Genomic DNA, 24,294 nt, shown 5'->3' on the forward strand with positions numbered 1-24,294 from the left:
GGATCAGGCGCCGACGTGCGTGATGAGGTCGGCCAGCCGGTTGGAGTAGCCCCACTCGTTGTCGTACCAGCCCGCGACCTTGACCTGGTTGCCGATCACCTTGGTCAACGGCGCATCGAAGATGCACGAGGCCGGGTTGGTCACGATGTCCGACGACACGATCGGGTCCGTCGAGTAGACCAGGTAACGACCGTCGGCAGCCGCCTTCACGATCTCGTTGACCTCCTCGACCGAGGTGTCACGGGGCGCGGCGAACGACAGGTCCGTCAACGACCCCGTCGGCGTCGGAACGCGAAGGGCGTACCCGTCGAGCTTGCCCTTGAGCTCAGGCAGCACCAGACCGATCGCCTTGGCCGCACCCGTCGAGGTCGGCACGATGTTCAACGCCGCAGCACGGGCACGGCGCAGGTCCTTGTGGATGTTGTCCTGCAGGTTCTGGTCCGCGGTGTAGGCGTGCACCGTGGTCATCAGACCCGACACGATCCCCAGACCGTCGTTGAGGGCCTTCGCCATCGGCGCCAGGCAGTTCGTGGTGCACGAGGCGTTCGAGATCACCGTGTGCACGGCCGGGTCGTAGAGCTCGTGGTTGACGCCCATCACGATGGTGATGTCCTCGTTCGAGGCAGGCGCGGAGATGATCACCTTCTTCGCACCACCCCCATCCACGTGAGCCCGGGCCCTGGTGGCATCGGTGAAGAAGCCGGTCGACTCCACCACCACGTCGACACCCAGCTCACCCCAGCCCAGGGCGGCGGGGTCGCGCTCGGCGAACGCCTTGATCTCGGTGCCGCCGACCACGATCGCGTCATCGGTCGCCTCGACCTCGGCATCGAGCGGGCCCAGGATCGAGTCGTACTTCAGCAGGTGCGCCAGCGTCGCGTTGTCGGTCAGGTCGTTGACACCGACGATCTCGATATCGGCACCGCCGGCCCGGACGGCGCGGAAGAAGTTGCGGCCGATCCGGCCGAATCCATTGATTCCTACACGAACGGTCACTGCGATCCTCCTGGGAGTGCGGGACGTTGCCGGTGCTCCCGACCCTATCCCCCAGGTGGACGGCCGCGGCAGGGTCGACGCGGAGACGCCGGCGCAGCGCTCAGGCGTCGCCGGCGAGCATCTCCGGGGTGAGCGAGGCCTCGGTGTCCGGGATGCCGAGGTCCTCGGCGCGCTTGTCGGCCATGGCGAGGAGACGGCGGATCCGGCCGGCGATGGCGTCCTTGGTGAGGACCGGCTCGTGCAGCTGGCCGAGCTCCTCGAGCGAGGCCTGCTTGTGCTCGAGGCGGAGCTCGCCGGCCATCTTCAGGTGGTCGGGGACCTCGTCGCCGAGGATCTCCATGGCCCGGTGCACCCGGGCGCCGGCGGTGACGGCGGCGCGCGCGGAGCGGCGCAGGTTGGCGTCGTCGAAGTTCGCGAGACGGTTGGCGGTGGCCCGGACCTCGCGGCGCATCCGCCGCTCCTCCCAGGCCATCAGGGTCTCGTGGGCACCGAGGCGGGCGAGCAGCTGGCCGATGGCGTCACCGTCGCGGATGACGACGCGGTCGATGCCGCGGACCTCGCGGGCCTTGGCCTGGATCCCGAGGCGGCGCGAGACACCCACGAGGGCGAGCGCGGCCTCGGAGCCCGGGCACGTCACCTCGAGCGACGACGAGCGGCCCGGCTCGGTGAGCGAGCCGTGCGCGAGAAAGGCACCCCGCCAGGCGGCGACCGCGTCGCACGCACCACCCGACACGACGGCGGGCGGGAGCCCGCGGACCGGGCGGCCGCGCTGGTCGAGGAGCCCGGTCTGGCGGGCGAGCGCCTCGCCGTCCTTGACGACACGGACGATGTAGCGGCTGCCCTTGCGCAGGCCGTTGCCCTGCACCATGACGACCTCGGAGCCCTGGCCGTAGATCTCGGAGATGTCCTTGCGGAGGCGGCGGGCCGCGGCGCCGGTGTCGAGCTCGGCCTCGACCACGATCCGGCCGCCCACGATGTGCAGCCCGCCGGCGAAGCGCAGCATCGAGGCCACCTCGGCCTTGCGGCAGCAGACCTTCGTGACCGGGGTGCTGGCCAGCTCCGCCTTGACCTGTGCCGTCATCGCCATGGGGCCGATCTTTCCACGCGGGTCAACCACCCTCGCCGTCCAGGCGGTACGACGGCCCGCGGGCGAGCGATCCGCGCCACACACCGGCGCCGGGACTCAGCCCGCCGCGAAGATCCGGGCGTAGGCGGCGGCCAGCCGGACGGGGTCGTGCCGGGGTGCTCCGTCGTCGGCGGCGACGTCGTCGACGACGAGGCGGGCGCCGAGGGCGGCGACGGTCTCCTCGAGCTCGGCGAGCTCGGCGGGGTCGACGTCGGCCAGGGAGCGGCGGTCGGCGAGGACGGTGTGGATGGCGAGGTCCGGGGCGTGCTCGGAGAGGACGGCGAGGTGGTCCGCCGGCCCGAAGCCGGGGGTCTCGCCGGCCTGCTCCTCGAGGTTGAGCACGACGATGAGCCGGGCCTCGGTGGCGACGAGCGCGGAGCGCAGCCGCGGGACGAGGAGGTGCGGGAGGACGCTGGTGAACCAGGAGCCGGGGCCGAGGACGGCCCAGTCCGCGGCGGCGAGGGCGTCGACGACGGCGGGGCTGACCTCCGGGTCGGGCGGCTCGAGCGCGATCGCGGCGATGACGCCGTCGGTGGTGGCGACCTCGACCTGCCCGCGCACGGAGGTGAGGGCGTCGGGGTCGGCCGGGTCGAGACCGCGGACGTCGGCCGTGATGTCCATGGGCTCGGTGGCCATGGGGAGCACGCGCCCCTTGGCGCCGAGCAGCCGGCCGACCCAGTCAAGGGCGTCGACGTGGTCGCCGAGGAGCTCCCAGAGGCCGACGATGAGGAGGTTGCCGACGACGTGCCCGCGCATCTCGCCGTCGCCGGCGAAGCGGTGCTGGAGCACGCGGGCCCAGGTGTCGCCCCACTCGTCGTCCCCGCAGAGGGCGGCGAGCGCCATCCGCAGGTCGCCCGGCGGGAGGACGCCGAACTCGCCGCGCAGGCGGCCCGAGGAGCCGCCGTTGTCCGCGACGGTGACGACGGCGGTGAGCTCGTCGACGGTGAGGTCGTCCACGAGGTGACGCAGGGCGCTCAGCGACGCGTGGAGGCCGTGCCCGCCGCCGAGCGCGACCACCGCCTGGGCACGCTGGTCGCTCCCGAGGAAGTCCGAGCTCATCCGGTCGATCACTCCCGGCCCAGGTCGCGGTGGATCGCCCGGGCGACGTAGCCGCGCTCGCCGAACCGGCGCGCGATCTCCTCGCTCATGGCCACGCTGCGGTGCTTGCCGCCGGTGCAGCCGATGGCGACGCGCATGAAGCGCTTGCCCTCGCGGATGTAGCCCTCGGCGACCCCGGCGAGCAGGGGCACGTAGGCGTCGAGGAACTCCTCGGCGCCCGGGCGTCCGCGCACGTACGCCGCGACCTCCGGGTCCTGGCCGGTGCGCGGGCGCAGCTCGGGCACCCAGTGCGGGTTGGGCAGGAAGCGCATGTCGGCGACGTAGTCGGCGTCGACCGGGATGCCGTACTTGAAGCCGAAGCTGATCACCGAGACCCGCAGCCGGGTGGTCTGCAGGGTGCCGAAGGCGTCAGCGATCCGGTCGGTGAGCTGGTGCACGTTGAGGTTCGACGTGTCGATGACGAGGTCGGCCTCGGAGCGCAGGTCGGCGAGGACGACGCGCTCCCGGTGCAGGCCGTCGAGCAGCCGGCCGCCCTCCTGGAGCGGGTGCGGACGACGGGCGGCCTCCTGGCGGCGGACGAGCACCTCGTCGATCGCGTCGAGGAAGACCAGAGTGGTCTCGCGTCCGGCGACGCCGTGGGCGAGCGCGCTGCGCAGCCCCTGGAAGAACGAGCCGGACCGGACGTCGACCACGACGGCGACCGGCTGCGCGGGGCCGTGGCTCTCGTCGACCAGCCGGACGACGTCCGGCAGCAGGCTCGGCGGCAGGTTATCGACGACGTAGAAGCCGAGGTCCTCCAGCTCCTTGGCGGCCGTGCTGCGGCCGGCGCCGGTCATGCCGGTGACGACCACGAGCTGGCCGGGGGTGCTCTCGCTCATGGGGTCATTGTGGTGCAGGACCCGTCGAGGACGGGGATCGCGTCGCGTCGTCGGCCGCGATCGCCTCCTTGATGGCGGCCGCGGTGCGCGGTCCGACCCCCGGGACGGCGGCGATCTCGTCGAGCGTGGCGAGCCGCAGCTTGCGCAGCGAGCCGAAGTGGCGCAGCAGCGTCTTGCGGCGCACCTCGCCGAGGCCCGGGACGCCGTCGAGCATGCTCTCGACCATCGACTTCGAGCGCCGGTTGCGGTGGTGGGTGATGGCGAACCGGTGGGCCTCGTCGCGCACCCGCTGGAGCAGGTAGAGCCCCTCGGAGGTGCGCGGCAGGATCACCGGGTCCTCCTCGCGGGGCACCCAGACCTCCTCGAGCCGCTTGGCCAGCCCGCAGATCGGGATGTCGTCGATGCCGAGCTCGTCGAGCGCCCGCTGCGCGGCCGCGACCTGCGGAGCACCGCCGTCGACCACGACGAGGCCGGGCGCGTAGGCGAACTTGCGGGGCCGCCCGGTGTCGGGGTCGACCAGCATCGGCCCGGTGCCGGCGGCCGGGTCACCGGGACGCAGCTCGGAGCGCGCCTGCTCGTCGAGGAGCCGCCGGAAGCGCCGGGTGATCACCTCGTGCATGGCCTTGACGTCGTCGGAGCCCTCCTGGTCCTTGATCACGAAGCGGCGGTACTCGCCCTTGCGCGCGAGCCCGTCCTCGAAGACCACCATCGACGCGACGATCTCGGTGCCCTGGATGTGGGAGACGTCGTAGCACTCGATCCGCAGCGGCGCCTCGTCGAGGTCGAGCGCCTCGGCGATCTCGGCGAGCGCCCGGTTGCGCGTGGTGAGGTCGCTGGCGCGCTTGGTCTTGTGGAGCGCGAGCGACTCGACGGCGTTGCGGGCGACCGTCTCCTGGAGCGACTTCTTGTCGCCGCGCTGGGGCACCCGGATCTCGACCTTCGCCCCGCGCAGGTCGGAGAGCAGCCGCTCGAAGGTCGCGTGCTCGGGCGGCAGCTCGGGCACCAGGATCTCGCGCGGCACGGCGTCCCGGGCGTCCTCGGGCGCGACGCCGGCGTAGAGCTGCAGGAGGAAGTCCTCGACCAGGGACGACGTGTCGCCCTCGTCGGTGCGGTCGGCCACCCAGCCGCGCTGCCCGCGGATCCGGCCGCCGCGCACGTAGAACACCTGGACCGCGACCTCGAGCGGGTCCTCGGCGAGCGCGATGACGTCGGCGTCGGAGCCGTCGCCGAGGACGACGGCCTGCTTCTCGAGCGCCTTCTGCATCGCGCCGAGGTCGTCGCGCAGGCGTGCCGCCTTCTCGAAGTCGAGGGCGTCGGAGGCGGCGTACATCTCCTGCTCGATGCGCTTGGTGAACGGCCGGGTGCGGCCGGCCATGAACTCGCAGAAGTCGTCGACGATCGCGCGGTGGTCCTCGGGCGAGATGTTGCCGACGCAGGGCGCCGAGCACTTGTCGATGTAGCCGAGCAGGCAGGGCCGCCCGATCTGGCTCGAGCGCTTGAAGACGCCGTTGGTGCACGAGCGCATCGGGAAGACGCGCAGCAGGATGTCGACGGTCTCGCGGATCGCCCAGGCATGGCCGTAGGGGCCGAAGTAGCGGGTGCCCTTGCGCTTGGCGCCACGCCCGACCATGACCCGCGGGAACTCCTCGGAGACGGTCACCGCGAGCCACGGGTAGGACTTGTCGTCGCGGTACTTCACGTTGAAGCGCGGGTCGTACTCCTTGATCCAGGAGTACTCGAGCTGCAGCGCCTCGACCTCGGTGCCGACGACCGTCCACTCGACCGACGTCGCGGTGGTCACCATGGTGGCGGTGCGCGGGTGCAGGTTGCCGATGTCCTGGAAGTACGACGACAGGCGGGCGCGCAGGTTCTTCGCCTTGCCGACGTAGATCACCCGCTGGGAGCGGTCGCGGAACCGGTAGACCCCCGGCTGCGTCGGAATCGAGCCGGGCGCGGGCCGGTAACTCAGCGCTGGTGACACGCGGTCAACCCTACGGAGATGCACCGACATGTCTTTAAAAGACTTTGTCTGGTGGTTTACTTGACTTATGCCAGCACGCACCCGATGTCGCGACGCCTACGGATACGACCTCACCACCGGCTCGCTCGCTGCCGACGCCTACGTCGACGGTGTGCGCGACCTGCTGCGGCTCCGCTCGGGCGCGGCCAGCCGGATCGCCACCGCCATCGCGCTCGACCCGACCTTCGCGCTCGGCCATGCGGCGCTGGCGCTGCTCGGCCACGAGATGTGCGTCGAGGTGGACGTCGCAGCGCGGCTCGCCGACGCTCGGCTGCACGCGGGGCGCGCGACCGAGCGCGAGCGCAGCCACGTCCACGCCATCGACCGGCACCTGCAGGGCGATCCCGCGCCCCTGGTCGCCCACCTGGCGACCTACCCGCGCGACGCCCTGCTGCTCTCGGTCGCGATGCCGACCATCGCGTTCGCGGGCGTGACCGACGTCCCCGAGCAGGCCTGGCGGATCGTCGAGGGCGCCGCGCCGGCCTACGGCGACGACCCGTGGATCGCCGGCATCCTCGCGTTCGTGCGCCAGGAGCAGCGCCGCTTCGACGAGGCGATGGACCTCTCCTGCCGCTCGCTGGCGAGCGACCCGGGCGGCGGGCACGCGGCGCACGCCCGCGCGCACGCGCACTACGAGACCGGCGACCACGCCGCCGGCCTCGCCTGGATGGACGCCTGGATCCTCGGCGACGGCGCCGCCACCGACAGCCTCACCCACTTCTCCTGGCACGCCGCGCTCCACGAGCTCTCGATCGGCGACCTCGGCGCCGTCCGGACCCGCTACGAGAACCAGCTGCGTCCCCAGCACGCGGTCGGCTGCCGGGCGCTCGTCGACACCGGCGCCCTGCTGTTCCGCTGGGCGATCACCCCGGACGCCCACGACGTCCCGGCGCTCGACGAGGTCGCGGCGGTCACCGGCCGCACCGTCCTCGAGCAGCCCGCGACGGCCTTCCTGGCGCTGCACGCCGCCGTCGTCCTGCTGGCGACCGACGACCGGCCCGGGCTGCGCCGCCTTGCCGAGTGGAGCGCCGGGCACGCGAGCCCGACCCACCGCGAGGTCGTCGCTCCCCTGGCCCGGGCCCTCGACCTGCTCGCCGCGGGACGCTGCTCGCAGGCGGCCGACCGGCTCGCCGCGCTGAGCCCCCAGGTATGGCGCCTGGGCGGCTCCGACGCGCAGCGCGAGATCGTCGAGGAGGCCCGGATCGCGGCCCTCCTGCGCGCCGGCCGGTACGACGACGCCCGCACCGTGCTCGACGCCCGGCTCGACCGTCGTCCCGCGCTGCGCGACCTGCGCTGGAAGGAGACGGCGACGGCGCCGACCGGCATGCTGGTGCCGTGACCGCAGAGGACGCCGCCTGGGAGCGCATCGACGCCGCCTCCGCCGCGCACTCCCCCGCGCCGCTCGTGCGCTACGGCACCGACGCCGACCAGGTCGCCGAGACCTACGGGACCGGCGCCGGGGCCGGGACCCCGGTGATCGTCCTCGTGCACGGCGGCTACTTCCGGCCCTCGATCGACCGCGGCCACGCCCGCAGGCTGGCCGCCGACCTCGCCGCCACGACCGGGCAGCAGGTGTGGCTGGCGGAGTACCGCCGGATCCCCGGTGACCCCGCAGCCACCCTGGCCGACCTGCGCGCCCTGGACGCCCTGGTCCGCGCGACCGCGCCGGTGACGGCATGGGTCGGGCACTCGGCCGGCGGGACGCTCGTCCTGTGGCGCGCGTGCGCCGCCGACCTGCCGCCCGTCCCCGTCGTCGCGCTCGCCCCGGTGGCCGACCTGCGCCGGGCGGCCGAGGAGCGCCTCGGCGACGGCGCCGTCGTCGAGTGGATGGGCGGCACGCCTTCAGACGTGCCCGAGAGGTACGCCGCCGCGGACCCGCTGCCGCGCCTGCTCGCCGGCGCCGCCGACCGACCCGGGGGCGGCGTGACGGTGCTGCACGGCGACCTCGACGAGACCGTCCCGCTGCGTCAGTCGGCCGCGCTCACCGGCGCGCCGGGCGTCCGCGTCGAGGTGCTCGCGAACGCGCACCACTTCGACGCCTACGACCTCGGCGCCCCCGCGGGCCGGGCCCTCGTCGCGGCGCTCAGGCCGCGAGGATCCGCTGCCCGTCCTGCTTGATCGCGACCGACGCCAGCGCGGACGGCGCCGGACCGCCCTCGACCTCACCGGTCGAGATCGAGTACGACGACCCGTGGTGGGCGCACTGGATCCGCCCGTCGGCAACGGAGGTCACCGTGAGCCCCTGGTGCGTGCACACGGCGGTGAATGCCTCGAACTTCCCGGCGCTCGGCTGGGTGACGACCACCTTGGCATCGGTGAGCACGATCCCGCCGCCCACCGGCACCTGGTCGGTCGTGGTCAGCTCGTCGCCGGCCGCGACCTTGGGCTTGCCGCTGCCGCCGTCGTCGCCACCGGCGCACCCGGCGAGCGCGACGGCCACACCGAGCGCACCGAGACCGGAGAACACGATGCGGCGGGGGACGCGGACCTCAGGCACGCGTGACCTCGTCGCCGCTCACCGTGACCGCGACCTCGGGCAGCGGCGTCTGCGCCGGCCCTCCCTGGCTGGCGCCGTCGGAGACCGAGAACGAGCTGCCGTGGCACGGGCAGTGGATCTGCCCGTCGGAGACGCTGCCGACCAGGCAGCCCTGGTGGGTGCAGATCGCGCTGAACGCCTTGAACTGCCCCGCCGACGGCTGGGTGACGACGAGCTCGGCGTCCTTGATGATGACGCCGCCGCCCACCGGGACATCGGCCGTCGCGACGAGACCGCCGGCGCCACCGCCCCCGCTGCTCGGCGTCCCGGACGCGGTCTCGGTCGCCGTCGGCGAGGACGGCGTGCTCGGCGCGTCGGTGGCCGGGTCGGTCGCGGGATCCTTGGCCGCGCCGTCGTCACCGCTGCCGCACGCGGCGAGGAGCGGGACGCCCACCCCCAGCGTGGCCGCTCCGCTCAGGGCACGTCTCCTGCTCAGGGAGGAAGTCATGGGGGTCAGGCTACGGGCCGTGGCTGAGAACCGGCTGTGGGTTCGGCGTCGTGTCGCGGCCTGCGTCCGGGTCAGCCGAGCCGGCGCCAGGTCCAGCCGCCCGGGCGGACCCGGACCGGCGCCGCGAGCGTCCCGCCGCTCGCGTCGTCGGGGCGCAGCACCCGCTGGACCCGGGCGACCCCGGTGGTGCGATCGACCACCAGCAGCACGCCCGGGACCGGCGCGCCCGTGTAGCGGTCGTCGATGCAGGTGCCGGAGCGCAGCGCGGTCACCGCTGCGTAGCCCGAGGTCCGCAGCACGGTGTCGGTCGACTGCGCGCCCTCGTCCCGCACGACGTGGAGCGCACCGGCCCGGTCGGTGTAGTACACGCGGCTGCCGCCGCGCTCGGTCGTCGCCGCGGTCAGGGTGGTGGCCTGGCGGATCGGGACCGGGAGCGCCCGCGGCCGCACCAGGCGGCGTCCGTTCCAGGTGGCCCGGTGCAGCAGTCCGTCGGTGGCCACCCAGTACAGCGACCGGTCGTTGAAGGCGATCAGCCGGCTCGGGTAGCCGGAGCCGAGCACCTTGAGCACCGTGGTCCTCAGGCTGCCGCGGGTGTTCCACTCGGTCCGGACGAGCCGGACCTTGCCGTCGGTGGCCGCGACGACCTGGTGCGTCTCCTCGTGGCCGGGCCAGCTGTTGAGCATCACCAGGCCCCAGGCGACCGGGCGCCAGGAGACCGGCCGCGCCGTCGCCTTCGCGACCGTCACCCGGTTCCCGGTGATCTTGCGGAGGTGGATCCGTCCGTCCCGGGTGTGGCCGTAGGCGTCGATCTCGCAGCGGAGCTGCGGGGCCGCGGCGCTGGTGGTGGCGGCGGAGGCGCCGGCCGCCTCGGCGACCCCCGCGAGGAGCGACGAGGCGAGCAGCAGGCCGAGCAGCAGAGCCGGCACCGAGCGGCCGCGGGTACGTCGAGTCACGCACGAACCCTAGTGGACCGCCTGCGCCTGCCTCGGGCGGTTCGGGGGTTTCAGGCCTTCCGCTTGCGCGCCGTGCCCGTCGTCGACTTCTTGACCGCCGCCACCTTGCGCGCGGCGGTCTTCTTGGCCGCGGCCTTCTTGGCGGCCGGCGTCTTCTTGGCGTCGACGGCGGCCTTGGGCGCCCGCTTCGGCGCGCCCGGCTGGGCCGCGCCGCGACCGTCGAGCAGGGGGCGCAGGAAGTGGCCGGTGTGGCTCTCGGCGACCGCGGCGATCTCCTCGGGGGTGCCCTCGGCGACGACCGTGCCGCCGCGGGAGCCGCCCTCGGGGCCCATGTCGATGATCCAGTCGGCGGTCTTGATGACGTCGAGGTTGTGCTCGATCACCAGGACCGTGTTGCCCTTGTCGACCAGACCCGAGAGGACGCCGAGCAGCTTGCGGATGTCCTCGAAGTGGAGGCCGGTGGTCGGCTCGTCGAGGACGTAGACCGTGCGGCCGGTCGAGCGCTTCTGGAGCTCGGCGGCCAGCTTGACGCGCTGCGCCTCGCCACCGGAGAGCGTCGTGGCCGGCTGGCCGAGCCGGACGTAGCCGAGGCCGACCTCGGTGAGCGTCGTCATGTGCCGGGCGATCGCGGGGACGGCGGCGAAGAAGTCCTGCGCCTCCTCGATCGGCATGTCGAGGACCTCGGCGATGGTCTTGCCCTTGTAGTGGACCTCGAGCGTCTCGCGGTTGTAGCGGGCGCCGTGGCACACCTCGCACGGGACGTAGACGTCGGGCAGGAAGTTCATCTCGATCTTGATCGTGCCGTCGCCGGCGCACGCCTCGCAGCGCCCGCCCTTGACGTTGAACGAGAACCGGCCCTGCTGGTAGCCGCGCATCTTGGCCTCGGGCGTCTGCGCGAACAGCTTGCGGACGTGGTCGAAGACGCCCGTGTAGGTCGCCGGGTTGGAGCGCGGGGTGCGGCCGATCGGCGACTGGTCGACGTGGATCACCTTGTCGACGTGCTCGAGGCCCGTGATCTTCTGGTGCCGGCCCGGGATCGTGCGGGCGTTGTAGATCTGCTTGGCCAGCGACGTGTAGAGGATGTCGTTGACCAGCGTGGACTTGCCCGAGCCCGAGACGCCGGTGACCGCGGTGAACACGCCGAGCGGGAAGGCGACGTCGACGTTCTTGAGGTTGTGCTCGCGCGCGCCCAGCACCTTGAGCTCGCGCCCGACCGTGCGGGGACGGCGGATGGCGGGCACCGGGATCTCGCGGCGGCCCGAGAGGTACTGCCCGGTCATCGAGTCCGGGTGCTCGAGGAGCTCCTTGACGGTGCCGGAGTGGACCACCTGGCCGCCGTGCTCGCCGGCGCCGGGGCCGATGTCGACGATCCAGTCGGCGACCCGGATGGTGTCCTCGTCGTGCTCGACGACGATCAGCGTGTTGCCGAGGTCCTTGAGCCGGACCAGGGTCTCGATCAGCTTCTGGTTGTCGCGCTGGTGCAGGCCGATGGACGGCTCGTCGAGAACGTAGAGGACGCCGACCAGGCCGGCGCCGATCTGGGTGGCCAGCCGGATCCGCTGGGCCTCGCCGCCGGACAGGGAGCCCGAGGGCCGGTCGAGGGAGAGGTAGTCGAGGCCGACGTCGAGCAGGAAGTTGAGCCGCTCCTGGATCTCCTTGAGCACCCGCTCGCCGATCTGGCGCTCGCGCGCGGACAGGTCGAGGTCGGCCAGGTAGGCCGCAGTCTCGTTGATCGGCAGCGCGCAGACCTCGGCGATGTTCTTGCCGCCCTTGTCCTTGGCGCCCAGGGTGACCGCCATGGAGACCGGCTTGAGCCGGCTGCCGGAGCAGACCGGGCACGGGACCTCGCGCATGAAGCCCTCGAACCGCTCGCGGCTCGTGTCGCTCTCGGCCTCGCGGTGGCGCCGCTCGACGTACTTGCGCACGCCCTCGAAGTCGGCGTAGTAGGAGCGCTCGCGGCCGTAGCGGTTGCGGGTGACGACGTGCACCTTGGTGGCGTGGCCGTCGAGGATGGCGCGCTGGGCACGGGTGGTCAGCTGCTCCCAGGGCGTGTCGACGTCGAAGCCGAGCTCGTCGCCGAGCGCGACGAGGAGCCGGCCGAAGTAGTCGGCGACGTGGGCGTGGCTCCACGGCTGGAGCGCGCCCTCGGCCAGCGTGGCCGTCGGGTCGGGGACGACGAGCTCGGGGTCGACCTCCATGCGGGTGCCCAGGCCCGAGCACGACGGGCAGGCGCCGAACGGCGAGTTGAACGAGAACGAGCGCGGCTCGAGGTCGTCGGTCTCGATGGGGTGGTCGTTGGGGCACGCCATCTTCTCGGAGAACTTCAGCTCCTGGCCGGCGTCGACCAGGTCGAAGACGACCAGTCCCCCGGCCAGGCCGAGCGCGGTCTCGACCGAGTCGGTCAGCCGGCGCTTGGCGGAGGCCTTGACGGCGAGCCGGTCGACGACGACCTCGATGGTGTGCTTGAGCTTCTTGTCGAGCGTGGGCGGGCTGTCGAGGTTGTGCGTCTCGCCGTCGACCCGGGCCCGGGAGAAGCCCTGCGTCTGGAGCTGCTTGAACAGCTCGACGTACTCGCCCTTGCGGCCGCGCACGACCGGGGCCAGGACCTGGAAGCGGGTGCCCTCGTCGAGCTCGAGCATCCGGTCGACGATCTGCTGCGGCGTCTGCTGCTCGATGGGGGCGCCGCAGGTGGGGCAGTGCGCCCGGCCGGCCCGCGCGTAGAGCAGCCGCAGGTAGTCGTAGACCTCGGTGATGGTGCCGACCGTCGAGCGCGGGTTCTTGGAGGTCGACTTCTGGTCGATCGAGACCGCCGGCGAGAGCCCCTCGATGAAGTCGACGTCGGGCTTGTCCATCTGGCCGAGGAACTGCCGGGCGTACGCCGAGAGCGACTCGACGTAGCGGCGCTGGCCCTCGGCGAAGATCGTGTCGAACGCCAGGCTCGACTTGCCCGACCCGGACAGGCCCGTGAAGACGATGAGCGAGTCGCGCGGGAGGTCGATCGAGACGTCCTTGAGGTTGTGCTCACGGGCGCCGCGGATGATCAGCTGATCGGTCACTACCGGTCCTCTTGCGTGGTCGCTGGTTGGAGTGGGAGTCTTCGAACAAGTGTTCGCCATGGTACGTCGCGCAGGCAAGCCAGCGCGCCAGGAACCACCCTCTCACCCGGCACCGACAACGCCTCCCCGACGGGTCGGCAGGTGGGGTGCATGATGACTTCTGTGACCACTCTCTCCGCCGCGACCGAGCGCCTCCTCACCACCGCCGCCTCCCTGTCGGACGACGCCTGGGCCGCCCCGAGCCTGTGCGCCGGCTGGAGCCGCGCGCACGTGCTCGCCCATCTCGCGCTCAACGCCGAGGGCCTCGGCGGCATCCTGCGCGGCCTCCGCGACGGCGTGCCCCGCACGATGTACGTCTCCGAGGAGCGCCGCGACGGCGACATCGACGACCTCGTCGCCGCCGCCGGGCCGGCCGCCATCCTCGACCGCCTCCGCAGCGCCGTCGCCGGACTCGCCGAGGTGGTCGACGTGGCCACCGTCCTGCCCGAGGGCACCACCTTCGAGCGGACCCCCGGCGGCCGCCAGATGTCCGCCAACAACGTCCCCTTCCTGCGCCTGCGCGAGGTCGAGATCCACCACGCCGACCTCGGCGCCGGCTACACGGCCTCCGACTGGCCGCCGACCACCGCGACGTCCTTCCTCACCGCCTCCTCGCGCCAGTACGCCGGCCCCGGCTTCCACGTCGTCGCCACCGACGAGCCCGCCCGCTGGACCTTCGGCACCCCCGCCGAGGGCGCCGCCACCGTCAGCGGCCCCGTCGGCCCCCTCGCCTGGTGGGCCACCGGACGCGACGCCGACGGCGCCGTCACCAGCAGCGCCGGCGCCCTCCCGGACCTCACCAGCGCCTGAGGCTGCACCTAGGATCGGGACCGTGACCTACACCGGAGAAGTGACCGTCGGCGGCGCCCCCGCTATCCGCGAGCTGGCGAACCTGACCATCACCAAGGTCGCCGTCGACGAGAAGATGTCGAACAACTGCTACCTGCTGCGCTGCCACGACACCGGCTCGCAGGTCCTCATCGACGCCGCCGCCGCACCCGAGACCCTGCTCCCCCTCATCGGGGACGAGGGCGTCACCACCGTGATCACCACCCACCAGCACTGGGACCACCACCGCGCCCTCGCCGACGTCGTCCGGGCCTCGGGGGCGGGCGTCGTCGCCGGCGAGCCCGACGCCGACGCCATCACCGAGCAGACCGGCGTCAGCGTCGACCGCCGGGTCACCGACGGCGACGAGATCATGGTCGGCAGCTGCGCCCTCCAGGTCATCCGGATCACCGGCCACACCCCCGGCTCCATCTGCCTCCTCTACCGCGACCCCGCCGGCCACCCCCACCTGTTCACCGGCGACTCGCTGTTCCCGGGCGGCGTCGGCGGGACCTTCGGCGACGCCGACGCGTTCCGGAGCCTGATCGACGACGTCGAGACCAAGATCTTCGACACGCTGCCCGACGACACCTGGTTCTACCCGGGTCACGGGAGCGACGGGACCCTCGGCGAGCAGCGGCCGCACCTGGCGGAGTGGCGCGAGCGAGGTTGGTGACGCCCGCTCACCGTCCGGCTGCGCTCCGCGGCAGTTTCACCGCCTAGGCGGTGAAACTGCCCTCACCGCCTGACTGGCCGCCCGAAACTCCCCCTGGGCACACGGAGTTCCCGCTGCCCACCGGCAGTTTCACCGCCTAGGCGGTGAAACTGCCGCCGCTATCGTCGACCGCATGCCCCACCCCGACCCCGCCACCGAGCCCGTCGCCCTGTACGGCGACGACGGCCGCCCGACCGGCGAGGTGGCGCCCCGCGCCGAGGTCCGGGCCCGCAACCTGCGCCACGCGGCGACGCTGGTGGTGGTGCGCAACAGCGCGGGTGAGGTCTACGTCCACCGGCGCACCGACACAAAGGACGTGTTTCCCGGCCGCCACGACTTCGCGGCGGGCGGCGTCCTCCAGGCCGGCGAGATCCCGTACGACGCCGCGGTGCGCGAGGCCTTCGAGGAGCTCGGGGTGCACGGGGTCGAGCTGACGGCGCTCGGCGAGGCGGACTACTCCGACGAGCACACGGCGTACCACGCGTTCGCCTACACCTGCGTGTACGACGGTCCGATCACCTGGCAGCCCGAGGAGGTCGCCTGGGGTGCGTGGGTGAGCGTGGCGCGGCTGCGCGAGATGGTCGGCGAGGTGGAGTTCGTGCCCGACACGGTGGCCGTTCTGGGCGACTGGCTCACTGGCCGTAGCTGTACCTGAGGTCCGCGTAGAGCAGCTCGTTGAGCCGACGGCGGAGGTGGCCGACGGTCGCTGGGCCGGGCGGGTCGGGGATCACGGTGAGCTCGATGCGGTCGTCGGGCCGCGCCGGCCACAGCGACGACCACAAGACCTGCCTGCCCTCGACCGAGGACAGCACCTCGGGCGCCGCTCGTCGTCACGCAGCTCGAGCCAGCCGCGGGTGCCCTCAGCCCGGCAGCTCCTTGGTCCGGCGTCCGCGCTCGTGCATCGCCCGATGCTACGCCGCGACGGGCGGGGTGAACGCCGCCCGCGCCGCCTCGACCTCGCTCCGGGTCACGCAGCCGACGACGTGGTCGTTGAGCAGTCCCATCGCCTGCATGAACGCGAACATGGTGGTCGGCCCGACGAACTTCCAGCCGCGCTTCTTGAGGTCCTTGGAGAGGGCGATGGCGGCGGGCGAGGTGGTGAGGGTCTGCGGCGCGGCCAGCTCGGCGGCGGGGGTCTCGAAGGTCCAGAGGTAGGCGGCGAGCGAGCCGTGCTCGGCGACGGTCTCGAGGGCGCGGGCGGCGTTGTTGATGGTGGCCTCGATCTTGCCGCGGTGGCGGACGATGCCCGCGTCCCCCAGCAGGCGGACGACGTCGTGCTCGTCGAAGCCGGCGACCACGCGGTAGTCGAAGTCGGCGAAGGCCGCGCGGAAGGCCGGCCGCTTGACCAGGATGGTGCGCCAGCTCAGCCCGGACTGGAAGCCCTCGAGGCAGATCTTCTCGAACAGTCGCTGGTCGTCGGCGACCGGGAAGCCCCACTCGGTGTCGTGGTAGGGCAGCTCGACGGGCGAGAGCGACCACGGGCAGCGCGGGAGTCCGTCCGGGCCGGGCAGGGCAGCGTTCATGGTCCCGACCCTCCCACGGGACGCCGACAGCGCCCACAGCGCCGACCGTGCCGCGCACTGTCCGCGGCCGCCGCTACGGTCGCCCCATGACGCTCTCCCCCGCGATGATCACCCTCGACACCACCGACGCCCTCGCCCTCGGCCGCTGGTGGGCCGAGCGGACAGGGGGGCAGGTCGTCGAGGAGAACGACGGCTGGTTCGTCATGGTCGCGCTGCCGGACGGCCTGCGGCTGGGCTTCCAGAAGGTCGACGACCCCACGCCAGGCAAGAACCGGGTCCACGTCGACTTCGTCGCCGCCGATCTCGACGCGGCGGTCGCCGAGCTCCGTGCGGCGGGGGCGGGCCACGTGGGTGACCGCGAGATGCCGGGCTTCCGGTGGGTCACGCTGAGCGATCCCGACGGCAACGAGTTCTGCGTCTCCGGCGCGCACTGATCCGGGCGGGCTGTAACACGCCGGCTCGGTGGAGACATGTACTCGGTGAAAGCCGTCACCGATCCACAGGAGCCACGGATGAACCTCAGGAAGCACGCCGCCGTCACGGTGGCCGCGCTCGCTCTCGGACTGAGCGCCGCGCCCGTCGCCAGCGCCGTCGCCGCCGACGCGCCCACCAAGGCCCCCTGCGCCACCCAGCAGACCCAGCTGGACCGCGCCGAGGCCAAGCTCGACGCGCTGACCGCGAAGCTCGCGGCGAAGCAGGCCAAGGTCCGCGAGGCCAAGGGCGCCGTCAAGGCCGCCGACGCGGCCAAGGAGAAGCGCTCCGCCAAGGCCACGCTCGCGCTCGCCAAGGAGAAGAAGGCGAACGTCAAGAAGGCCAAGAAGGCCCAGGTCCAGCGCGTCGCGCACGCCCAGGCCCGCCTCGACAAGTGCACGGCGGCCCACCCGGCCGCCCCGGCTGCCTGACCGGGCGCTCCGCACGAGCCAGACGGACGACGGCCGCCGGCTGCAGCCTCGGGGGGTGCAGCCGGCGGCCGTCGTCGCTCAGCTGTAGGTGATCTTGACCGTGTCGGTCAGCGGGACGGACTGGCAGCCGAGCCGGATGCCGTCGTCCAGGTCGTCCTTGTCGAGGACGTCGTTGTAGAGCATCTTGACGTCGCCCTCGAGAAGCCGGATCGCGCAGGCCGAGCACTCCCCCTCGCGGCAGGAGTACGGCGCCTTGACGCCCTTGCTCTCGAGGAAGTCGAGGAGCTTGGTGCGCGGGTCCCAGTCGTCGAAGGTGAACTCCTCGCCGTCGAGCTCGACCTCGACCTTGACCGGCCCGGCCGGCGCGTCGGCGAAGACGTCGGCGCCGGGGCCGTCGTCGTCCGACTCGGCGAGGGCGATCTCGGCCTCGGCCTCCTGGAGCTCGGCGAGGTCGCCGAACGGGTTGCCGCCCAGCGACACGAACTTCTCCTGGTGGCGCAGGCTGCGCGGGACCTCGAGCTCCTTGAGCACGGTGGTGACCATCTTCATGAACGGCGCCGGGCCGCACACGAACGAGTCGTAGCCGCCGTACGCCGCCGCGAACGCCTTCATCTGCGCCTCGGTCGGCAGTCCCTGCACGGACTCGAGCCAGTGGATCACCTGGAGCCGGTCCGGGTGCTCGGCGGCGAGCCGGGTGAGCTCGGCGGCGAAGATGACCGAGCTCTCGTCGCGGTTGGCGTAGAAGACGACGATCCGCCCGGAGCCGTGCGCCAGCGCGGTGCGCGTGATCGACATCACCGGCGTGACGCCGGAGCCGCCGGCGAAGAGCAGCAGGTCGGCGTCGAGCGAGGCCGGCGTGAAGATCCCGGACGGCGGCAGCGCGCGGAGCGTGTCACCGACCTTCAGGTTGTCGCAGATCCAGTTCGAGGCGTAGCCGTCGGCGGTGCGCTTCACGGTGACCGTGAGCGGTCCCCCGTCGTGGGGGCTGCTCGAGAGCGAGTAGCAGCGCGCGGCGATGCCGGTCTGGTCGCTCGGCACCGCCACGGTCAGGAACTGGCCGGGCTTGTAGTCGAACTTCTCCTCCGCGCCCTCGGGCACGGCGAAGCTGATGGACTTCGCGTCGGCGGTCTCCTCGACCACACCGACGACGTCCAGCACGAAGGACTCGATGTCCACGGAACTCCCCTACTAAAAGATGGCTCAGTAGCCGTCGTACGCACCGATCGGGACGGCTCCGGCCCGAACGGCGTCGTCGATGCTAGCCATCAGCCGGGAGCAGGGCTTGTGCACGTCCCGCCCTCCGGGCGCCTGGCCTCGTCGCTGGAACTCTTGACAATCGGCGCGGGCCTCCGCACTCCACTGGACGGAGGTCTGGTGGTCGCTGTTCTTCTTGACCCGGACCTGGGCCAGGCAGTCGAGGCAGGCGACGTCGACCAGCCGGTCCTCGGTGTAGCGGCGCAGGTCCTCGAGGGTCTCGTCGCTGGTCGGGACGAACGAAGCCATGGCGTGGGCCTCAGGCGTCCGCGGGCGCGGCGGCCTCCGCGTCGGCCTCGGCGGCCGCGCGCTTGGCCAGGTTGTCGGCGACCTCGGCGTGCCAGTACTCGTTGGCCTTCGTGGTGTCGACCTCGAACTCGAAGCGGTCGGTCATCTCGGGCGCGATGTCGGCGACGTCGACGTAGAACTGCTCGTACCAGCGGCGCAGCTGGTAGACGGGACCGTCCTCCTCGCACAGCAGCGGGTTCTGGACGGCGACCTTGTTCTCCCAGATCGCGACGTCCTGCAGGAAGCCGTCGCCGAACGACTCGGTGTAGCGCTCGGCGATGTAGGCGCAGGTCTTCTCGTCGAGGCCCTCGGGCTTGCGCACGCTGATGCCGTACTGGAGCGTGAACGACGTCGGCCCGGTCGGGATGTGGCAGTTGATGAGGATGACCTCGGTGATGAAGCCCTTGTAGTCGACCTCGAGCCAGTTGATCATGTACGACGGCCCGTAGTACGTCGCGACGGACTTGAGCGTCGAGTTCTCGTCGCCGTACCCGCCGCCCATCGTGTCGGGCCGCCCCTTCGACTCCATGAACTGGGTCGCGGTGTGCCCGTCGAAGATGTTGCGGAAGCTCGTCGGGAAGGCGAAGTGCACGTAGTAGAAGTGCGCCATGTCCGCGACGTTGTCGATGAGCTCGCGGCAGTGCGAGCCGTTGATCTCCTTGGTGTGCCACGACCACGGCGTGTACTTGTCCGTCATCACGTCGGGCAGCTCGGGCGGGAGCAGCTCGTGGTCGGCGGCCGAGCCCTCGGGGTCGTGCCACATGAGCAGCTGGCCGTTGCGCACGACCGTCTCGTAGCGCTGGGTGCGCGCGCGCAGCGGGACCCGCCGGGCGTAGGGGATCTCCTTGCACTTGCCGTCGCCACCCCAGCGCCAGTCGTGGAACGGGCAGGCGATGTGGTCGCCCTTGACCTCGCCCTGGGTCAGGTCGCCGCCCATGTGCCGGCAGTAGCCGTCGAGGACGTTGAGCTCGCCGTTGCCGCCCTGCCAGACCACCAGCTTGGTCCCGAACCCCTGGACGGCGTGCGGCTTGCCGTCGGCGAAGTCCGAGGCCAGGCCCAGGCAGTGCCATCCGCGCGCGAAGCGGATCGGCTGGGTCCCCTGGTCGAGCATGCGGGTGTCGGTCATGTAGAACACGTTACAGTTTTGCCGTTAGGCTGACAACAACCGGCCGCCCCGAGCACCGTCACAGGAGACCCGATGCACATCGACCTGGAGCCGCAGCAGGTAGCCCTGCGCGAGGAGCTCCGCGCGTACTTCGCCCAGCTCGTCACCCCCGAGATCCGCGCCGGCCTGGCGTCGGCCACCGGTGAGTTCGGCGAGGCCGGCGTCTACAAGGACGTCATCCGCCAGATCGGCAAGGACGGCTGGCTCGGCATCGGCTGGCCCAAGGAGTACGGCGGCCAGGCCCGGTCCATGGTCGAGCAGCTGATCTTCACCGACGTCGCCGCGATCGCCGGCGTGCCGATCCCCTACCTGACCCTCAACACGGTCGGCCCGACGATCATGCGCTTCGGCAGCGACGAGCAGAAGGAGTTCTTCCTCCCGAAGATCCTCGCCGGCGAGCTGCACTTCTCGATCGGCTACTCCGAGCCCGGGTCGGGCACCGACCTCGCCTCGCTCCAGACCAAGGCGACGCTCGAGGGCGACGAGTGGGTCATCAACGGCCAGAAGATGTGGACCTCGCTCATCCAGTACGCCGACTGGCTCTGGATGGCCTGCCGCACCGAGCCCGACGCCCCGCGGCACAAGGGCCTGTCGATGATCCTGGTGCCGGCCGACGCGCCCGGCGTCTCGTACACCCCGGTGCACACCGTCGCCGGGGTCGGCACGTCGGCGACGTACTACTCCGACGTGCGGGTGCCGGCCACCAACCTGATCAGCGAGCGCGGCGGAGGCTGGGCGCTGATGACCAACCAGCTCAACCACGAGCGGGTGGCGCTCACCTCCGCGGCCCCGCTGGTCCACTCCCTGCAGCTCGTCAAGGACTGGGCGGCCGAGACCCGCAACCCCGACGGCACCCGGGTCATCGACACCGAGTGGGTGCAGATCGCGCTCGGCCGGGCCCACGCGCGCGTCGAGGCGCTCTCGCTGATCAACTGGAAGCTCGCCGCGGACGCCGACCACGGCGTCGCGCTCTCCCCCGCCGAGGCGTCGGCGACCAAGATCTACGGCTCCGAGCTGGCCACCGAGGTCTACCGCTCCCTGATGGAGGTGGTCGGCCCCCACGCCGGCATCACCGCCGACTCCCCCGGCGCCGTGCTCGCCGGTCGCCTGGAGCGCTTCCACCGCTCGTCGCTGGTGATGACCTTCGGCGGCGGCACCAACGAGATCCAGCGCGACATCATCGGGTACGTCGGCCTCGGCCTGCCCGCCGCCAAGCGAGCCTGAGGACCGAGGACACAACCATGGACTTTCTCTTCACCCCCGAGCAGGACGAGGCCGCGGAGCTCGCCGCCCAGATCCTGAAGGACAAGACCACCAACGCGCGGCTCAAGGAGGTCGAGGCCGGCGGCGACCGCTTCGACCGCGAGCTGTGGGCCACGCTGGGCGACGCCTTCGACTGGACCGAGCTCGACCTGGTCACGCTGGCCCGCGTGCTCGTCGAGGTCGGCCGCCACGTCGCGCCCCTCCCCCTGGCGACGCACACCGCGTGCACGACGCTGGTGACCGGTGCCGGTCAGGACGCCGGGCAGGGGCTCTACGCCGCCGCGGTCGCCGAGGAGCGCTCGCACCTGCCCGCCTCGCCGGCCGTCACGGCGGACGCGACTGGCGGTGACTACTGGTCCGTCACCGGCACCAAGACCCTGGTGCGGGCCGGCATGGCTGCCGACCTTCTTCTCGTCACCGCCACGGGCCCGGACGGTCCCGGTGTCTACCTGGTAGACGTGACCGCGGATGGTGTCGAGCGCGTCGCGCAGAAGACCAGTGACGGCGACGTCGCCGCGCTGATCACCTTCGCCAATGCCGCCGGCGTCCGTATCGGCGGGCCCGATTCAGCCGAGCGCCTCGGCCAGCTCCTCGTCGCGCTCGCCGCGGCCGAGCAGCTCGGCGTCACCGAGGGCGCGCTGCGGCTGACCTCCGAGTACGCCAAGACCCGCGAGCAGTTCGGCCGCCCGATCGGCACCTTCCAGGCCGTCTCGCAGCGGCTGGCCGACGGCTTCATCGACGTCCTGGGCCAGCGGCTGACGCTGTGGCAGGCGATCTGGCGCCTCGACGAGGGGCTGCCGGCCGGCACCGAGGTCGCCACCGCGAAGCTCTGGGCCGCGGACGCCGGGCACCGGATCGCGCACACCACCGTGCACGTCCACGGCGGGGTCGGCATCGACCTCGACGGCGAGGCGCACCGCTACTTCACGAGCGGCAAGCGGTTCGAGTTCCTCTTCGGGGGCGCGACCGAGCAGGCGCTGGCGATCGGCCGCAGCTTCGCATGACCGTCCGGGACCTGCTTCTCGCCCGCGCGGACGACGACCGGCCGGCACTGCGCTGGCGGGAGGCAGGCTCGGTCCACGAGCTGTCGTGGCGGCAGTACGTCGCCGCGGCGGCCCGGCTCGCCGCCGCGCTCGAGGAGCGCCTCGATCCGGCGCTGCCGCCGCACGTGGGGGTGCTCCTGCCCAACGGACCCGCCTTCGCGCTGCACCTGGCCGCGGCCGGCCTGGGCGGGCACGTCCTGGTCGGGCTGAACGCGACCCGGCGCGGCGACGCCCTCGCTGCCGACGTCGCGAAGGCCGACTGCCAGGTGGTCGTCGACTCCGCCGACGTCGCGCTCGGGGCCCTGGCGGACCCGGCCACGGTCCCCCCGCCGGACGCGGCGCCGGCGGACGGGTCGCTCTTCATGCTGATCTTCACCAGCGGCACCAGCGGGTCGCCGAAGGCGGTCCGCGTCACGCACGAGAAGATCACCGGCCCCGGCACCCACCTCGTCGGCCGGCTCGGCCTGGGTGCCGACGACGTGCACTACGTGTCGATGCCGATGTTCCACTCCAACGCCGTGATGGCGGGCTGGGCGCCGGCGCTCACCACCGGAGCCACCTTCGCCGTCGCGGGGTTCTCGGCCCGGGGCTTCCTGCCCGACGTCCGGGACTTCGGCGCGACCTACGCCAACTACGTCGGCAAGCCGCTCACCTACGTCCTCGCCACCCCCGAGCATGACGACGACGCCGACAACCCGCTGCGCCTGGTGTTCGGCAACGAGGCCAACGAGGCGGACATCGCCGCCTTCGGCCGCCGCTTCGGGTGCACGGTGGTCGACTCCTACTCCTCGACCGAGAACGCCGTCATCGTCCAGCGTCGCCCGGACATGCCGGCCGGCGCGCTCGGCATGCCCCTGCCCGGCGTCGCCGTGCTGTCGCCCGAGACCGGCGCGGTGACACCCGATGCGCGCTTCGACGACGCCGGCCGGCTCCTCAACGCCGACGAGGCCGTCGGCGAGCTCGTCAACACCACCGGCTCCGGCGCCTTCGCCGGCTACTACAACGACCCCGACGCCGAGGCGGAACGGATGCGTGGCGGGATGTACTGGTCGGGCGACCTCGCCTACCGCGACGCCGACGGCTGGGTCTACTTCGCCGGGCGCTCCGGCGAGTGGCTGCGCGTGGACGGCGAGAACCTCGCTGCCGCGCCCGTCGAGCGGATCCTGCTGCGGCACCCGGCGATCGGCGAGGCCGCCGTGTACGCCGTCCCGGACCCGAAGGTCGGCGACCAGGTCGCCTGCGCGCTGATCCTGCGCTCGCCCCTGACGGCGGCCGACCTCGAGCACTTCCTCGCGGCGCAGGACGACCTCTCGCCGAAGGCGTGGCCGCGCTACGTGCGGGTCGTCGACTCCCTGCCGCGCACCGCCACCAACAAGGTGGTCAAGCGCGACCTGGCCGCCGGCGGGGTCCCCGCGCCCGGGGACGGCGTGTGGGTGCGCGAGGAGCGCGGCACGGCGTACCGCTAGGGGGCGAGACCGAGGTGGCGCGCGAAGAAGCGCGTCGCGTCGTCGCCCGCGTGCTCCGGGACGCCGGTGTGCCCGCCGAGGTTGGCGAGGAGCGTCTTCTCGGACGAGCCGAACGCGTCGAACAGGTCGAGCGCGGCCTGCCGGTCGTTGCCCGCGTCGTCCCACTGGAGCAGGACGTGCACCGGGATCGTCACCGCGCGCGCCTCCTCCAGGATCGACGCGGGCACGAAGCTGCCCGCGAACAGGCCCGCCGCGACGAGCCGCGGCTCGACCCGGGCCAGGCGGACGCCGATCGCGATCACCCCGCCGGCGCAGGCCACCGGGCCGGTGATCCCGGGCCGGGCGAGGAGGACGTCGATGGCGGCCCGGAGCTCGGGCACCGCCCGGTCGACGAGCGGCAGGATCAGCCGGTCCACGACGTCGGCGGAGACCGGGCGGCCCGCCGCCAGCGCGGCGCGGAGGTCGGCCCGGGCGGCGTCCACGGTCGGCAGCCGGGGCCGCTCGCCGCTGCCGGGCAGCTCCAGCGTGGCCGCCGCGGCGCCCAGCCTGCCGAGTGCCCGGGCCCGGCCGGCCAGGCGCGGGTACATCGCGTCGATGCCGCCCGGGTGGCCCAGCAGGACGAGCGGGCCCGGACGCTGCGGGGTCCACAGGATGCCGGGGACGCCGTCGAGCGTGAACCGCTGCTCGAGGAGGCCGTCGTCGAGGTGCTGCTCGGAGGTGATCTGCACGCCGCTCC

Annotated in this window: 25 protein-coding genes; 10 read left to right on the forward strand and 15 right to left on the reverse strand. The window is 72.6% G+C overall.

The window, feature by feature from the left end:
- Window positions 1-3: 3 nt before the first annotated feature.
- The 5 genes from gap to uvrC all read right to left on the reverse strand — a co-directional run bounded on the left by gap (window position 4) and on the right by uvrC (window position 6,070).
- Window positions 4-996 carry a type I glyceraldehyde-3-phosphate dehydrogenase gene (gene gap, locus BM223_RS14055; RefSeq protein ID WP_038679089.1) on the reverse strand — a complete coding sequence of 331 codons (993 nt, stop codon included), beginning with the start codon at window positions 994-996 and terminating at the stop codon, window positions 4-6.
- Between the two features lie 100 nt (window positions 997-1,096).
- Window positions 1,097-2,083 (reverse strand): DNA-binding protein WhiA, encoded by a 987-nt coding sequence (whiA, locus tag BM223_RS14060; protein ID WP_038679091.1) that lies wholly within the window; start codon window positions 2,081-2,083, stop codon window positions 1,097-1,099.
- Window positions 2,084-2,179: 96 nt separating this feature from the next.
- Window positions 2,180-3,181, reverse strand: coding sequence for a gluconeogenesis factor YvcK family protein (locus tag BM223_RS14065; RefSeq protein WP_082003969.1), 1,002 nt, complete (start codon window positions 3,179-3,181; stop codon window positions 2,180-2,182).
- Between the two features lie 8 nt (window positions 3,182-3,189).
- Window positions 3,190-4,059 (reverse strand): RNase adapter RapZ, encoded by an 870-nt coding sequence (rapZ, locus tag BM223_RS14070; RefSeq protein ID WP_038679093.1) that lies wholly within the window; start codon window positions 4,057-4,059, stop codon window positions 3,190-3,192.
- A 4-nt stretch (window positions 4,060-4,063) separates the two neighbouring features.
- Window positions 4,064-6,070, reverse strand: coding sequence for an excinuclease ABC subunit UvrC (gene uvrC, locus BM223_RS14075; protein WP_052138672.1), 2,007 nt, complete (start codon window positions 6,068-6,070; stop codon window positions 4,064-4,066).
- Window positions 6,071-6,107: 37 nt separating this feature from the next.
- Here uvrC and BM223_RS14080 point away from each other — a divergent pair, with 37 nt between their 5' ends.
- Together BM223_RS14080 and BM223_RS14085 are read left to right on the forward strand one after the other, a co-directional pair.
- Complete coding sequence (locus BM223_RS14080) at window positions 6,108-7,418, forward strand: tetratricopeptide repeat protein (protein ID WP_038679096.1); 1,311 nt, start codon at window positions 6,108-6,110, stop codon at window positions 7,416-7,418.
- Window positions 7,415-8,197 (forward strand): alpha/beta hydrolase family protein, encoded by a 783-nt coding sequence (locus tag BM223_RS14085; protein ID WP_052138676.1) that lies wholly within the window; start codon window positions 7,415-7,417, stop codon window positions 8,195-8,197. The genes BM223_RS14080 and BM223_RS14085 overlap by 4 nt, the downstream gene beginning before the upstream one ends.
- On the opposite strand, the gene BM223_RS14090 is transcribed toward BM223_RS14085, so the two are convergent.
- The 4 genes from BM223_RS14090 to uvrA all read right to left on the reverse strand — a co-directional run bounded on the left by BM223_RS14090 (window position 8,163) and on the right by uvrA (window position 13,072).
- Complete coding sequence (locus tag BM223_RS14090; protein ID WP_075018624.1) at window positions 8,163-8,576, reverse strand: Rieske (2Fe-2S) protein; 414 nt, start codon at window positions 8,574-8,576, stop codon at window positions 8,163-8,165. The genes BM223_RS14085 and BM223_RS14090 overlap by 35 nt on opposite strands.
- Window positions 8,569-9,063: a Rieske (2Fe-2S) protein gene (locus BM223_RS14095; RefSeq protein ID WP_038679098.1), complete on the reverse strand. Its 495-nt coding sequence runs from the start codon at window positions 9,061-9,063 to the stop codon at window positions 8,569-8,571. The genes BM223_RS14090 and BM223_RS14095 overlap by 8 nt, the downstream gene beginning before the upstream one ends.
- A gap of 71 nt (window positions 9,064-9,134) precedes the next feature.
- Window positions 9,135-10,016, reverse strand: coding sequence for a hypothetical protein (locus BM223_RS14100; RefSeq protein WP_141267293.1), 882 nt, complete (start codon window positions 10,014-10,016; stop codon window positions 9,135-9,137).
- Window positions 10,017-10,066: 50 nt separating this feature from the next.
- The gene (gene uvrA, locus BM223_RS14105; RefSeq protein WP_038679102.1) at window positions 10,067-13,072 is read right to left on the reverse strand and encodes an excinuclease ABC subunit UvrA; all 3,006 of its coding nucleotides are present in this window, start codon (window positions 13,070-13,072) and stop codon (window positions 10,067-10,069) included.
- Between the two features lie 162 nt (window positions 13,073-13,234).
- On the opposite strand from uvrA, the gene BM223_RS14110 reads away from it, so the two are divergent.
- From BM223_RS14110 to BM223_RS14120, 3 genes are all read left to right on the forward strand, one after another.
- Window positions 13,235-13,921 (forward strand): maleylpyruvate isomerase family mycothiol-dependent enzyme, encoded by a 687-nt coding sequence (locus BM223_RS14110; protein WP_052138677.1) that lies wholly within the window; start codon window positions 13,235-13,237, stop codon window positions 13,919-13,921.
- 22 nt (window positions 13,922-13,943) lie between these two features.
- Complete coding sequence (locus tag BM223_RS14115; protein ID WP_038679104.1) at window positions 13,944-14,615, forward strand: MBL fold metallo-hydrolase; 672 nt, start codon at window positions 13,944-13,946, stop codon at window positions 14,613-14,615.
- 172 nt (window positions 14,616-14,787) lie between these two features.
- The gene (locus BM223_RS14120; RefSeq protein WP_038679107.1) at window positions 14,788-15,309 is read left to right on the forward strand and encodes an NUDIX hydrolase; all 522 of its coding nucleotides are present in this window, start codon (window positions 14,788-14,790) and stop codon (window positions 15,307-15,309) included.
- Here BM223_RS14120 and BM223_RS14125 read toward each other — a convergent pair.
- The gene (locus tag BM223_RS14125; protein WP_052138678.1) at window positions 15,287-15,466 is read right to left on the reverse strand and encodes a hypothetical protein; all 180 of its coding nucleotides are present in this window, start codon (window positions 15,464-15,466) and stop codon (window positions 15,287-15,289) included. The genes BM223_RS14120 and BM223_RS14125 overlap by 23 nt on opposite strands.
- 99 nt (window positions 15,467-15,565) lie before the next feature.
- Window positions 15,566-16,177, reverse strand: a complete 612-nt coding sequence (locus BM223_RS14130; RefSeq protein ID WP_038679108.1) for a DNA-3-methyladenine glycosylase I — start codon at window positions 16,175-16,177, stop codon at window positions 15,566-15,568.
- A gap of 86 nt (window positions 16,178-16,263) precedes the next feature.
- Between BM223_RS14130 and BM223_RS14135 the strand changes: the two genes are divergently transcribed.
- Both BM223_RS14135 and BM223_RS14140 read left to right on the forward strand, forming a co-directional pair.
- The gene (locus BM223_RS14135) at window positions 16,264-16,611 is read left to right on the forward strand and encodes a VOC family protein (protein ID WP_038679110.1); all 348 of its coding nucleotides are present in this window, start codon (window positions 16,264-16,266) and stop codon (window positions 16,609-16,611) included.
- Between the two features lie 78 nt (window positions 16,612-16,689).
- The gene (locus BM223_RS14140; protein ID WP_038679112.1) at window positions 16,690-17,079 is read left to right on the forward strand and encodes a hypothetical protein; all 390 of its coding nucleotides are present in this window, start codon (window positions 16,690-16,692) and stop codon (window positions 17,077-17,079) included.
- Between the two features lie 78 nt (window positions 17,080-17,157).
- On the opposite strand, the gene BM223_RS14145 is transcribed toward BM223_RS14140, so the two are convergent.
- From BM223_RS14145 to BM223_RS14155, 3 genes are read right to left on the reverse strand one after another with little or no spacing between them, the layout of a single operon-like run.
- Window positions 17,158-18,255: a ferredoxin--NADP reductase gene (locus tag BM223_RS14145; RefSeq protein WP_141267292.1), complete on the reverse strand. Its 1,098-nt coding sequence runs from the start codon at window positions 18,253-18,255 to the stop codon at window positions 17,158-17,160.
- Between the two features lie 24 nt (window positions 18,256-18,279).
- The gene (locus tag BM223_RS14150) at window positions 18,280-18,582 is read right to left on the reverse strand and encodes a hypothetical protein (RefSeq protein WP_038679114.1); all 303 of its coding nucleotides are present in this window, start codon (window positions 18,580-18,582) and stop codon (window positions 18,280-18,282) included.
- A gap of 10 nt (window positions 18,583-18,592) precedes the next feature.
- Window positions 18,593-19,747 carry a 3-ketosteroid-9-alpha-monooxygenase, oxygenase component gene (locus BM223_RS14155; protein WP_038679116.1) on the reverse strand — a complete coding sequence of 385 codons (1,155 nt, stop codon included), beginning with the start codon at window positions 19,745-19,747 and terminating at the stop codon, window positions 18,593-18,595.
- A 72-nt stretch (window positions 19,748-19,819) separates the two neighbouring features.
- Between BM223_RS14155 and BM223_RS14160 the strand changes: the two genes are divergently transcribed.
- Genes BM223_RS14160 through BM223_RS14170 form a run of 3 tightly spaced genes read left to right on the forward strand, consistent with a single transcriptional unit; the run spans window position 19,820 to window position 23,558 of the window.
- The gene (locus BM223_RS14160; RefSeq protein ID WP_038679118.1) at window positions 19,820-21,010 is read left to right on the forward strand and encodes an acyl-CoA dehydrogenase family protein; all 1,191 of its coding nucleotides are present in this window, start codon (window positions 19,820-19,822) and stop codon (window positions 21,008-21,010) included.
- 17 nt (window positions 21,011-21,027) lie between these two features.
- Window positions 21,028-22,053 (forward strand): acyl-CoA dehydrogenase family protein, encoded by a 1,026-nt coding sequence (locus tag BM223_RS14165; RefSeq protein ID WP_038679120.1) that lies wholly within the window; start codon window positions 21,028-21,030, stop codon window positions 22,051-22,053.
- Complete coding sequence (locus BM223_RS14170) at window positions 22,050-23,558, forward strand: AMP-binding protein (protein ID WP_038679122.1); 1,509 nt, start codon at window positions 22,050-22,052, stop codon at window positions 23,556-23,558. Before BM223_RS14165 ends, BM223_RS14170 begins: the two co-directional genes overlap by 4 nt.
- On the opposite strand, the gene BM223_RS14175 is transcribed toward BM223_RS14170, so the two are convergent.
- On the reverse strand, window positions 23,555-24,286 hold the full coding sequence (locus BM223_RS14175; RefSeq protein WP_038679124.1) for a dienelactone hydrolase family protein: 732 nt from the start codon (window positions 24,284-24,286) through the stop codon (window positions 23,555-23,557). The genes BM223_RS14170 and BM223_RS14175 overlap by 4 nt on opposite strands.
- Window positions 24,287-24,294: the final 8 nt, after the last annotated feature.

Origin of the sequence: Pimelobacter simplex (assembly GCF_900114845.1) — a bacterium.
Classification (GTDB): domain Bacteria; phylum Actinomycetota; class Actinomycetes; order Propionibacteriales; family Nocardioidaceae; genus Nocardioides; species Nocardioides simplex.